This window comes from Pseudomonas sp. P9_2, assembly GCF_034008255.1.
GTDB classification, from domain to species: domain Bacteria; phylum Pseudomonadota; class Gammaproteobacteria; order Pseudomonadales; family Pseudomonadaceae; genus Aquipseudomonas; species Aquipseudomonas synxantha_A.
The window spans coordinates 173,878-185,417 of sequence record NZ_CP125376.1 but is presented as its reverse complement, the minus strand read 5'-3'; the positions used below and the strand labels follow the sequence as shown (position 1 = coordinate 185,417).

At 61.3% G+C, this 11,540-nt stretch carries 9 protein-coding genes; 2 read left to right on the top strand and 7 right to left on the bottom strand.

Annotated elements, in window-relative coordinates:
* Positions 1–70 precede the first annotated feature (70 nt).
* Positions 71–880, top strand: coding sequence for a tRNA cyclic N6-threonylcarbamoyladenosine(37) synthase TcdA (gene tcdA / locus QMK52_RS00840; RefSeq protein ID WP_371920232.1), 810 nt, complete (start codon positions 71–73; stop codon positions 878–880).
* Between the two features lie 483 nt (positions 881–1,363).
* Here the strand turns inward: tcdA and QMK52_RS00835 are convergent, their stop codons facing one another.
* From QMK52_RS00835 to QMK52_RS00820, 4 genes are all read right to left on the bottom strand, one after another.
* Positions 1,364–1,777, bottom strand: coding sequence for a SufE family protein (locus tag QMK52_RS00835; RefSeq protein ID WP_005785559.1), 414 nt, complete (start codon positions 1,775–1,777; stop codon positions 1,364–1,366).
* Complete coding sequence (locus QMK52_RS00830; RefSeq protein WP_005785561.1) at positions 1,774–2,979, bottom strand: aminotransferase class V-fold PLP-dependent enzyme; 1,206 nt, start codon at positions 2,977–2,979, stop codon at positions 1,774–1,776. The genes QMK52_RS00835 and QMK52_RS00830 overlap by 4 nt, the downstream gene beginning before the upstream one ends.
* A 68-nt stretch (positions 2,980–3,047) precedes the next feature.
* Entirely contained in the window at positions 3,048–4,082 is a 1,035-nt protein-coding gene (gene dapD, locus QMK52_RS00825) for a 2,3,4,5-tetrahydropyridine-2,6-dicarboxylate N-succinyltransferase (protein WP_005785563.1), read from the bottom strand.
* A gap of 31 nt (positions 4,083–4,113) precedes the next feature.
* Positions 4,114–4,422: an arsenate reductase gene (locus QMK52_RS00820; protein WP_241092152.1), complete on the bottom strand. Its 309-nt coding sequence runs from the start codon at positions 4,420–4,422 to the stop codon at positions 4,114–4,116.
* A gap of 266 nt (positions 4,423–4,688) precedes the next feature.
* Between QMK52_RS00820 and QMK52_RS00815 the strand changes: the two genes are divergently transcribed.
* Positions 4,689–6,332: a Na+/H+ antiporter gene (locus QMK52_RS00815; protein ID WP_194440220.1), complete on the top strand. Its 1,644-nt coding sequence runs from the start codon at positions 4,689–4,691 to the stop codon at positions 6,330–6,332.
* Positions 6,333–6,343: 11 nt separating this feature from the next.
* On the opposite strand, the gene dapC is transcribed toward QMK52_RS00815, so the two are convergent.
* From dapC to map, 3 genes are all read right to left on the bottom strand, one after another.
* Entirely contained in the window at positions 6,344–7,543 is a 1,200-nt protein-coding gene (gene dapC / locus QMK52_RS00810) for a succinyldiaminopimelate transaminase (protein WP_005785704.1), read from the bottom strand.
* 143 nt (positions 7,544–7,686) lie between these two features.
* Positions 7,687–10,389 (bottom strand): [protein-PII] uridylyltransferase, encoded by a 2,703-nt coding sequence (locus tag QMK52_RS00805; protein WP_005785705.1) that lies wholly within the window; start codon positions 10,387–10,389, stop codon positions 7,687–7,689.
* A gap of 66 nt (positions 10,390–10,455) precedes the next feature.
* Complete coding sequence (gene map / locus QMK52_RS00800) at positions 10,456–11,238, bottom strand: type I methionyl aminopeptidase (protein WP_005785707.1); 783 nt, start codon at positions 11,236–11,238, stop codon at positions 10,456–10,458.
* Between the last annotated feature and the right edge of the window lie 302 nt (positions 11,239–11,540).

The window sequence follows — 11,540 nt, the reverse complement described above, 5'->3', positions numbered from 1 at the left end:
CTTGTAGCTGGAAGCTTCGAACTTGTCGCGCTGTAGTCCATAATGCGCGCCGGTTTTTGGGGTAATGATCATGAGTACAGAAGATCCGCGGTTTGCAGGCGTCGCCCGCTTGTACGGCATCGAAGGGCTGGAACGCTTGAAAGCGGCCCATGTGGCGATTGTCGGCGTCGGCGGCGTGGGCTCCTGGGCGGCGGAAGCGATCGCCCGTTGCGGGGTGGGCGAGATTTCGCTGTTTGACCTGGACGATGTCTGCGTGAGTAACAGCAACCGCCAGTTGCACGCCCTGGACAGCACCGTGGGCAAGCCCAAGGTCGAAGTGATGGCCGAGCGCCTTCGCGGCATCAACCCGGATTGCACCGTGCATGCCGTGGCGGATTTCGTCACCCGCGACACCATGGCGGAGTACATCACCCCGAACATCGACTGCGTGATCGACTGCATCGACGCCGTCAACGCCAAGGCGGCGCTGATTGCCTGGTGCAAGCGCCGCAAGATCCAGATCATCACCACCGGCGGCGCTGGCGGGCAGATTGACCCGACGTTGATCCAGGTGTGCGACCTGAACCGCACCTTCAATGACCCGCTGGCCTCGAAGGTGCGCTCCACCCTGCGCCGCGACTACGGTTTCTCGCGCACCGTCACCCGTCATTACAGCGTGCCGTGCGTGTTTTCCACCGAGCAACTGCGCTATCCGAAGCCGGACGGCAGCATCTGTTTGCAGAAGAGTTTTGTTGGCGACGGCGTAAAGTTGGACTGCGCGGGCGGGTTTGGCGCGGTGATGATGGTGACGGCTACCTTCGGGATGGTGGCGGCGACCAAGGCGGTGGACAAGATTGTGGCTGGGGTGCGCAGACCTTCGGAGCGGGTCAAGCCCCTCTGAGTCTCAGAGCTTTACACCGTTCAAGATGTGGGAGGGGGCTTGCTCCCGATGGCGGCCTCAGGGCCGACCAGGATGTTGGATCAGACCGAGTACATATCCGTTATTTGGGTAACGGCTGCTATGGGTTCCGCCCTTACGGCGGCTCACTTTTGAACAGCGCAAAAGTAAGCAAAACGCTCTTGCCCCACCACTCGGCACCTCGCTCAGGCTCGGTGTGCCCGTAATCCGCCATGGATTTGGGGGGCCGCCGCCACGCGCCATCCATGGCGCGGGGCGGCTAAACCGGCATCCCTGCCGGTTTACCCCCCAAATCCCTGTCGAATTACGGCCAGCGTGGTTTAACGGGGCGCCTAAGATCAAGATCAAGATCAAGAGCGGCTCGCTTCGCATCGTGGTTACCGTCGGTTGCTATCAAGTTGGAGTGTCAGATTGATAGATCTGGTGGCTGATACGCCGCCAGCGGGAGCAAGCCCCCTCCCACATTCAGTTGTGTGTATGGCTTAGTTCGCGCATACGTTGCAGGACTGCATTCAAGCCGTTGGTGCGCGATGGTGACAGCTGCCGGGACAGACCCAGTTGTGCAAACCAACCCGGCAAATCCACCGCTTGCAGTTCATCAGCCGACAACCCATTGACCCGCGCCAGCAACAGCGCCACCAACCCGCGAATCATTCGCGCCTCGCTGCTGGCAGCAAACTGCCAATGGCCGTCCTGCAAACGCCCCACCAACCACACCAGGCTTTCACAGCCTTGCACCAGGTTGGCGTCGACCTTTTCATCATCCGCCAACGCGGGCAGTCGCTCGCCCCATTGCATCAGCATCCGCGCGCGCTGCTCCCAACCGCCGACAGCCTGGAATGCCTGCAGCGCAGCCATCGCGTCCACTGGCAAGCTCATCGCAACATATCCAGCGCCTGGTCCAACGCTTCAAAGAAGCGCTCCAGGTCATCGGAATCGTTGTACAGCGCCAGGGACACTCGAATGGCGCCGGGTAAGTGCATGGCCTTGAGCAGCGGCATTGCACAATGATGCCCGGCGCGCACGGCAATACCTTGTTCGGTCAGGAGATGGGCGAGGTCAGCATTATGTACGCCGTCCACCACGAAGCTGACCAACGCCACGTGAGGTGACCCCAGGACGCGTACGCCATTGCGAGCTTTCAGCCCGCGCAGCAGGTAGTCGTGCAGTGCCGCTTCATGGGCAGTCACGGCGTGCTGATCCAGTGAGCTCAGGTAATCCAGGGCGGCACCCAGGCCGATCACGCCGGCAATGGGCGGCGTGCCGGCTTCGAACCCCAGTGGGGCTGGGCGGAAGCTGGCGCCTTGATAATCTGCCTGCTGCACCATCTCGCCGCCAAACTGCCAGTGGCGCAGGTGATGCAGGGCAGCGTTGCGACCGAACAGCACGCCGACGCCGTCCGGGCCGTAGAGCTTGTGGCTGGAAAATACGTAGAAATCGCAGCCCAGGGCCTGTACGTCGTGGCGACCATGCACGATGCCTTGGGCGCCATCCACAACAGTCAGGGCAGCGTTTGCCTGGGCCAGCGTCAGTAGCGCTTCCAGCGGCTGCCAGGTGCCCAGCACGTTGGACAACTGGCTCACCGCCAGCAGGCGCGTGCGCGGGCCGATCAATGATGCGGCGGCTTGCAGGTCGATCACACCGTCATCGTCCAGGGGCAATACCACCAGCGTCAGCGCACGCCGTTTGGCCAATTGTTGCCAGGGCAACAGGTTGGCGTGGTGTTCCAGGGCGCTGATGGCTATCTCATCGCCCGCATTGAATAGGTGCTCAAGGCCATAGGCCAAGAGGTTCAGCGCAGAGGTTGCGCCGTGGGTGAACACGACCTGCCCGCTGTCGCCTGCATTCAACCACTGCGCGACCTTGCTGCGACTGTCCTCAAAGGCTTGGGTCGCATGGGCTCCCGGCAAATGCTGGGCGCGGTGCACATTGGCTGCGCCATTGGCGTAGTAATGGCTGATGGCATCCAGCAGGGCCTGGGGTTTTTGCGCGGTGGCGGCGCTGTCCAGATAGGTCTGGTCTTGCCTTTGCAGGGTGGCGATGGCCGGGAAATCGGCGCGCCAGGGGGAGGGCACAAGCATGGTGATCAAGACTCGTATAAGCGAACCGCACCCGAAGGTGCGGCCCGCTAGTGGCATCGAGTGGCTGCTTAGTTGTGAGCGTGCAGCGCTTCGTTCAGTTCGATGGCCGATTTGTGGGTTTTGCACTCCACGGCACCGGTCTCGGAATTGCGACGGAACAGCAGATCCGGTTGACCGGCCAACTCGCGCGCCTTGACCACCTTGACCAACTGGTTCTGCTCGTCAAGCACCGCAACCTTGGTGCCGGCGGTGATGTACAGGCCCGACTCCACGGTGTTGCGGTCGCCCAACGGGATACCGGTGCCGGCGTTGGCGCCGATCAGGCAGTCTTCGCCTACCTTGATCACGATATTGCCGCCGCCCGACAGGGTGCCCATGGTAGAGCAGCCGCCGCCCAGGTCCGAACCCTTGCCGACGAACACGCCTGCCGATACACGGCCTTCGATCATGCCCGGGCCTTCGGTGCCGGCGTTGAAGTTGACGAAGCCTTCGTGCATCACGGTAGTGCCTTCGCCCACGTAGGCGCCCAGGCGGATACGCGCAGCGTCAGCGATGCGTACGCCGGCCGGTACCACGTAGTCGGTCATTTTCGGGAACTTGTCCACCGAGAACACTTCCAGCAGCTCGCCACGCAGACGCGCTTCGAGCTGGCGCTCGGCGAGTTCGGCGATGTCGATGGCGCCCTGGCTGGTCCAGGCCACGTTCGGCAACTGCGGGAACACGCCTGCCAGGTTCAGGCCGTGAGGCTTGACCAGGCGATGGGACAGCAAGTGCAGCTTGAGGTAGGCCTCTGGCGTGGAGGTCAGCGCGGCGTCTTCGGCCAGCAGTGTGGCAACCAGTGGGGTGTGGCTTTCAGCCAGGCGATTCAGCAGCGCGGCTTGGGTGGCGTCGACGTTCTTGAGTGCATCTGCCAGTTGCAGCGCTTGGCTGATGGTGAACGTGATCGCCTGGTTGCCCTCGGTGTAACCCAGGATCGGCGCAATGGCGGCAACGATCTCGGCTGACGGGTTGAGCAACGGTTGTGCGTAAAACACTTCCAGCCAAGCACCTTGGCGGTTCTGAGTGCCGACGCCGAAGCCCAGGCTGAACAGGGAATTGGACATGCTGTTACCTCTACAAAAATGGAAGGCTGGCCTACTTGAGGGCCGCCGAATAACTATCTGGCTTGAAGCCAATCAGGGTTCTGTCACCGAGATCAAGCACCGGGCGCTTGATCATCGAGGGTTGTGCGAGCATCAGTTCAATGGCTTTCGACTGATCGAGATCGGCTTTGCGTTCGTCTTCGAGTTTGCGAAAGGTGGTGCCCGCACGGTTCAAAACCACCTGCCAACCGTGCTCGTTGCACCATTGGGTCAAGTGTTCACGGTCGATACCGGCCGTTTTGTAGTCATGGAACTCGTAGCTCAGCGCGTGCTCATCGAGCCAGGTGCGCGCCTTTTTCATGGTGTCGCAGGCTTTGATGCCGAAAAGGTGCAGGGTTTTGCTTGAAGCGGTCAAGGAATTGCCCCCCTTTGGACCAATGAAAAATGAAAGATCACGGATTATGCCACGACCAGCCGGTTTCGGCGCCGCCCGTCAGCATCCTGCGACTTTTGTGCAAAAGCCGGTGCGCGGCATAGGCGAGTAACATAGCGGGGTAATATGGCACTTCAACGGCCAGTTGTTGCCTGATGTGTCGTTGCAAGTCGATTGTCCGGGAAATCCGCGTTATGCAAACCGCCTACACTGTTCTTATCCTGCTGATGCTGGTCAGCTTTTCGCGTCTGGTCGGACGCATCATCCCGCTACCGTTGCCCTTGGTACAGATTGCCGCCGGCGCCTTGCTGGCCTGGCCCACATTGGGGCTGCATGTGGCGTTGGACCCGGAGCTGTTCCTGTTTCTGTTCCTGCCGCCGCTGTTGTTTTCCGATGGCTGGCGCATGCCCAAGCGCGAACTGTGGCGCCTACGTGGCCCGATTCTGACATTGGCGGTGGGCCTGGTGCTGTTTACCGTGGTCGGCGCCGGCTACTTCATTCATTGGTTGCTGCCCTCGATCCCCTTGCCGGTGGCCTTTGCCCTTGCGGCGGTTTTATCCCCGACGGATGCCGTGGCGGTGTCGGCCATTTCTCAGAATCGCTTGCCTAAACCGCTGATGCACATGCTTCAAGGCGAGGCGCTGATGAATGACGCGTCAGGCCTGGTGACCTTCAAGTTTGCCCTGGCGGCGGCGTTGACCGGGGTGTTTTCCCTGGCGGATGCCAGCCTGACCTTTGTATTGGTCGCCGTGGGCGGCTTGGCGGTCGGGGTAGCGTTGAGCTGGCTGGTCGGCCGTCTGCGCGCGTGGATGATTGCACGGGGCTGGGATGACCCCGCGACCCATGTGGTGTTCATGCTGTTGTTGCCCTTTGCTGCCTACGTGTTGGCTGAGCGCCTGGGCGCTTCGGGCATTTTGTCGGCGGTGGCGGCGGGCATGATGCAGAGCTGGCTCGACCTGCTGCCGCGCCAGACCAGTACGCGTTTGCTCAACCGCAGCGTCTGGTCGCTGCTGGAGTTTGCCTTCAATGGCTTGATCTTCCTGCTGCTGGGCTTGCAACTGCCGGACATCATCAAGGCTGTGGTCAGCCACGAAACCACCCTGTGGCCGACCCTGTTGTACCGCTGCCTGGACGTGGTGGCGATCTTTCTGGTGCTGGTGGTGCTGCGGTTTATCTGGGTGCAGAGCATCTGGCGGCTGTCGGGGTTGCTGCGCAGGCTGCGTGGCAAAAGCGCGCTGACCCTGGTGCCGACGGCGCGCTCCTGCTGGTTGCTGACCGTCGGCGGTGTCCGCGGTGCGGTGACGTTGGCAGGTGTCATGTCGGTGCCCCTGCTGCTGGCGCCAGGGCAGGACTTTCCGGAGCGTGACTTGCTGATTTTCATCGCGGCCGGTGTGATCCTGTTATCGCTGGTCGCTGCGTGCATCGCGCTGCCGCTGCTGTTACGCGGCGTCGAAAAAAGCCCGGATGAAAAACGCCACAACGAAGTGCGCGAGGCCTGGAAAAAGACCGCCGTGGCTGCAATCCATGCCCTTGAGGCCGAAGAGCCTGCCGACGCCGAAACGCCGGACGCCGCCCAGGCGGCATTGGCTACCGAACTCAAGGCCCGGCTGATGTCGGAATATCGCCATCAGTTGGAAGTCTTCAACGATTCGGCTGAAGCCCAGGCGCTGGCGCACCAGATGGACCTGCTTGAACGCAAGCTGCGGCTCAAGGCTCTGCGTGCGCAACGGCTGGAGTTGTACAGCTTGAGCCGTCACCACCAGATTGGTGATGACGTATTGAGGGAGGTGTTGGCGGAATTGGATATGAGCGAGGCAAATTTGGGTCACATGAAGTGACCCGCGAGCCTTTAGCCGCGACGCTGAATAAAAGCGCGAATCCGCTCAGCCGCTTCCACACATTCGGCCAACGGCGCAACCAGTGCCAGGCGCACACGGCCGGCACCCGGATTGAAGCCATCCACTTCCCGTGACAGGTACGAGCCCGGCACCACGGTCACGTGTTCTTCCACGAACAAATCGCGGCAGAAGGCGGCGTCGTCGCCATTCACATTCGGCCACAGGTAGAACCCACCGTCCGGGCTTTGTACATCCAGCACCGGTTTGAGGATCGCCAGCACCGCATCGAACTTCTCGCGGTACAGGTCACGGTTGGCCAGTACATGGGCCTCGTCCTGCCAGGCAGCGATACTGGCTAGCTGGGTCTGCACCGGCATCGCGCAACCATGGTAGGTGCGGTACAGCAAAAAGGCCTTGAGGATGTCGGCGTCGCCGGCCACGAAACCTGAGCGCAGGCCTGGCAGGTTGGAGCGCTTGGACAGGCTATGGAACACCACACAGCGTTTGAAATCCCGGCGCCCCAGTTCGACGCAGGCGCTGAGCAGGCCGGGCGGTGGGGTTTGTTCGTCGAAGTAGAGTTCGCTGTAGCATTCGTCGGCGGCGATCACGAAGTCGTATTCGTCGGCCAGGGCGATGAGTTTTTTCAGTGTGTCGACGGGAATCAGCGCGCCGGTCGGGTTGCCTGGGGAGCACAGGAACAGGATTTGGCAACGTTTCCAGATGTCGGGGGAGACGGCGTCGAAGTCCGGGTTGAAGCCATTGCTATCCAGGCACGGCAGGTAATGCGGCTTGGCCCCGGCCAGGAACGCGGCGCCTTCGTAGATTTGGTAAAACGGGTTGGGACTGACCACCAGCGCATCGTCGCCACGGTTGACCACGGTCTGGGTGAAGGCGAACAGGGCTTCACGGGTGCCGTTGACCGGCAGGATGTTACGCGCCGGGTCCAACCAGCCCTTGGGCACATTGAAGCGGCGTTCGCACCAGGCGCCGATGGCTTCACGCAGGGCAGGGGTGCCAAGCGTGGTGGGATACACCGCCATCTGGTCGAGGTTGTTGCTCAGCGCCTCGGCGACAAAGGTCGGGGACTTGTGCTTGGGTTCGCCGATGGACAGTGCAATCGGGCGTTTGTCCGGGTTCGGCGTCACGCTGCCGAGCAGGGCGCGCAGTTTCTCGAAGGGGTAGGGCTGCAACTGGTTAAGGGCGTTGTTCATATAAGCCTCTATCACGGTGAGCGCGGCCCCTGTGGGAGCTGGCTTGCCTGCGATGGCATCACTGCGGTCGACCTGACGGACCGAGGTGTCTGCATCGCAGGCAAGCCAGCTCCCACATGACTCGTGTTCACAAAGTTAAGAATTCAAATAGTCAGTCGGGTCAGCTCAACGCCGGGTTCCTGGGTCACGCTCAATTGTTCCACGATCGCATCCTGCAGGCGGCGACACAGCTCAGGGTCGGACAGCGGCTGGTTATCAGCGTCGGTGATGAAGAACACGTCTTCCACCCGTTCGCCGAGGGTCGCAATCTTGGCATTCTGCAACGACAGGTCGAACTCCAGGAAAATCCCGCCGATGCGCGCCAGCAGGCCCGGGCGATCCGGCGCGCTGAGTTCCAGCACCGTCACCGGTCGCTGCGCGTCGTTGGAAATGGTCACCTGGGGCGCAAAGGCAAAATGCTTTAGCTGGCGTGGTACCCGGCGTTGGATGATGGTTGGGTAATCGTCCGGGTTGCGCAGGGCTTCGGTGAGGCCTTCGCGGATCTTTTTCACCCGCGCCGGGTTATCGCCAATAGAGTCGCCGTCGGTGTCGAGCACGATGTAGGTGTCGAGGGTGAACTGGCTGCTGGAGGTGATGACCCGGGCGTCATGGATGTTCAGGTTGAGCTGGTCCATGGCGGCCACGGTCACGGCGAAGAAGTCGTGCTGGTCCGGCGCGTAGATGAAGATCTGCGTGCCGCCTTCGAATTCGCGCTGGGTGGTTTCCTTGATCAATACCAGCGGGCCACCGTCGGCCGGCTGCTGCAGGATCGCATCGCTGTGCCAGGCCACGTCGCCGGCGGTGTGGCGCAGGAAATAATCGTCGCCCAGTTGCGACCAGAGCTGTTCGACGTCGTCCGGGTCGTTACCACCGCGTACCAGAATATCCAGGGCCGCACTTTGGGTGCGACGGATCTGCTCTTCGCGGTCCACCGGGTTTTCCAAGCCGCGGCGCAGGGCGCGCTTGGTCTCGGTGTACAGCTGACGCAACAGGCTGGCGCGCCAGGAGTTCCATAACGTGGGGTTGGTGGCGTTGATGTCGGAGACGGTCAGCACATAAAGATAGTCGAGACGGGTTTCATCGCCGACTTTGCCGGCAAAGTCGTGGATCACCTGCGGGTCGGACAAGTCCTTGCGCTGGGCGGTTGTCGACATCACCAGATGGTTTTGCACCAGCCAGACGATCAGGCGGCTGTCCCAGAGGGGCAGTTGGTGGCGCTGGCAGAAGGCTTCGGCGTCCACTGCACCGATTTCCGAGTGATCGCCATGGCGACCCTTGCCGATATCGTGATACAGGCCCGCCAAGTAGATCAGCTCGGGCTTGGGCAGCTTGGCCATTAGCTTACTGGCCAGCGGGAATTTCTCTGATACCTGGGTGTACTGCAACTTACGCAGGTGCTTGATCAGGTTCAGGGTGTGGGCATCGACGGTGTAGATGTGGAACAGGTCGTGCTGCATTTGCCCGACGATAAAGCCGAACTCCGGCAGGTAGCGCCCGAGAATGCCGTAGCGGTTCATGCGCCGCAGGTTGCGGTGGATGCCGATGCGGCACTTGAACAGTTCGATAAACAGGCTGGTATTGCGGATGTCGTTGCGAAATTCGTCGTCGATCAGGTGACGGTTTTCCCGCAGCAAGCGGATGGTATCGGCGCGCACGCCTTTGATGTCCGGCTGCTGGGCCATCAGCACAAAGATTTCCAGCATGGCGAACGGGGTGCGGCGGAACACGTTGTCGTTGCGTGCTTCGATATAACCGTCATGCAGTTGGAAGCGCGCATTGATCGGCTGCGGCGGCGCTTCGTCTTCGGGGGCCAGGATCACCTCCTCGAAGTGCTGGATGATCAAGTCGCTGAGCTGAGCGATGCTCATGACCACCCGGTAGTACTGTTGCATGAAGCTTTCGATGCTGGTCTTCGCGTCTTCGCCCTCAAAGCCCAGCAGGGTGGCGATGGAGCGTTGGTGATCGAACAGCAGGCGGTCCTCGGAGCGCCCGGCGAGCATGTGCAGGGCGTAGCGCACCTTCCACAGGAACTCCTGGGACGAGGCCAGCAGGGTGTTTTCGCTCTCCACCAGGAAGCCTTCGCCAGCCAGGGCGCGCAGGTTCAGCGTGCCGTATTGGCGGCGCGCCACCCACAAAATCGTCTGGATATCCCGCAGCCCGCCCGGGGACCCTTTGACGTTGGGTTCCAGGTTGTATTCGGTGTCGTTGTACTTGTGGTGCCGCGCCTTCTGTTCGGCGCGCTTGGCCAGGAAAAAGTCCTTGCTCGGCCACATGTGTGCGGTGCTGGTGACTTCGAGCATGCGCTGGCGCAGGCGCTCGGGGCCGCAGATGGTGCGGCTTTCCATCAGGTTGGTGACCACCGTCAAGTCGGCACGGGCCTCTTCGGCGCATTCATCCACCGAGCGCACGCTCTGGCCGACTTCCAGGCCGATGTCCCACAGCAATGTCAGAAAACGCTCGATGGAATCGCGAAAGGTTTCGTGGTCGGCGCTGTCCAGCAGGATCAACAGGTCGATGTCGGAGTAGGGGTGCAGTTCGCCGCGACCGTAGCCGCCGACCGCCACCAGGGCGATATCGGCGTCTGCACTCCAGCTGAACTGTTCCCAGGCTTTCTGCAGGATGTTATCGACGAACCAGGCGCGGTCCTCGATCAGTCGTCTGATGTCCCGACCACTGCGAAAACGCGCGTCGAGCACCTCGCGTGCCTGGCGGATGGCTTTCTTGAAGGCGGCGATGGGGCTCGCCTTCAATGCCAGCTCGGCCTGGAACTGGCCACGGTCGAAGAGTTCGGGATCCACCTGGGGCATCGGTCGGCTTTCCTATCTATCTATTGAGTCAGTCACACGGTTGAAGCTGGAAAACCGAAGCAACCCTCACGCCGAAACGCGAGGAATGGTGTCGTCTGCGCGCAACGTGAAGATCTCGTAGCCGGTTTCGGTGACCAGCAGCGTGTGTTCCCACTGGGCCGAGAGCTTGCGGTCCTTGGTGATAGCGGTCCAGCCGTCGCCCAGCACCTTGGTATCGGCCTTGCCTTGGTTGATCATCGGCTCGATGGTAAAGGTCATGCCTGCCTTGAGTTCCATGCCGGTGCCGGCGCGGCCGTAGTGCAGGATCTGTGGTTCTTCGTGGAACACGGTGCCGATGCCGTGGCCGCAGAATTCGCGCACCACCGAGAAGCCGTTCTTTTCGGCGTGCTTCTGGATCACTTCACCGATGTCACCCAGGCGGCAGCCTGGCTTGACGATTTCGATGGCCTTGTACATGCATTCCTGGGTCACCTGGGACAGGCGCTCGGCCCAGACCGGCACGTTGCCGACGTGGAACATGCGGCTGGTGTCGCCGAAGTAGCGGTCCTTGATCACGGTGACGTCTATGTTCAGGGTGTCGCCGTCCTTCAACGGCTTGTCACCGGGAATGCCGTGGCACACCACATGGTTGACCGAGGTGCAGATCGACTTGGGGAAGCCTTTGTAGTTCAGCGGCGCAGGGATGGCCTTTTGCACATTGACGATATAGTCGTGGCAGATCTGGTTCAGCTCTTCGGTGGTGACGCCCGGCTTTACGTGCTCTGCAATCATTTCCAGCACGTCGGCGGCCAGTTTGCCGGCGATGCGCATGCCGGCGATGTCTTCGGCGGTTTTCAAACTAACGGTCATACAGGCTCTCTCTAGCGCGACGCGCTGAAATCAATACGGTTTACGGGCGTGCGACAAAAGGTTGCTGAATTCGCACAAGCCACAAAAAACGCGATTCTAACAGACGCGGGCGGTAAACCATGAGCCCCTGACGATCGCTTCTATCTATAGGGTGGGGGTAAATCCGCTCTATTCAACGGCTTGCGCACAGATCGCTGCGGTCAGGTGTGATTGCGGGTTTCGTTTTCGCCCTTGCTGTGGTATAAAATGCGCCGCTTTCCGGGGATACCCCGAAAAGCTTAAATCCACACACGTGTCGACAC

Coding starts and splice junctions, on each gene's coding strand:
- tcdA (WP_371920232.1), top strand. CDS start 71: ATGAGTACAGAAGATCCGCGGTTTGCAGGCGTCGCCCGCTTGTACGGC.
- QMK52_RS00835 (WP_005785559.1), bottom strand. CDS start 1,777: ATGAGCTTGCCAGTGGACGCGATGGCTGCGCTGCAGGCATTCCAGGCT.
- QMK52_RS00830 (WP_005785561.1), bottom strand. CDS start 2,979: ATGCTTGTGCCCTCCCCCTGGCGCGCCGATTTCCCGGCCATCGCCACC.
- dapD (WP_005785563.1), bottom strand. CDS start 4,082: ATGTCCAATTCCCTGTTCAGCCTGGGCTTCGGCGTCGGCACTCAGAAC.
- QMK52_RS00820 (WP_241092152.1), bottom strand. CDS start 4,422: ATGAAAAAGGCGCGCACCTGGCTCGATGAGCACGCGCTGAGCTACGAG.
- QMK52_RS00815 (WP_194440220.1), top strand. CDS start 4,689: ATGCAAACCGCCTACACTGTTCTTATCCTGCTGATGCTGGTCAGCTTT.
- dapC (WP_005785704.1), bottom strand. CDS start 7,543: ATGAACAACGCCCTTAACCAGTTGCAGCCCTACCCCTTCGAGAAACTG.
- QMK52_RS00805 (WP_005785705.1), bottom strand. CDS start 10,389: ATGCCCCAGGTGGATCCCGAACTCTTCGACCGTGGCCAGTTCCAGGCC.
- map (WP_005785707.1), bottom strand. CDS start 11,238: ATGACCGTTAGTTTGAAAACCGCCGAAGACATCGCCGGCATGCGCATC.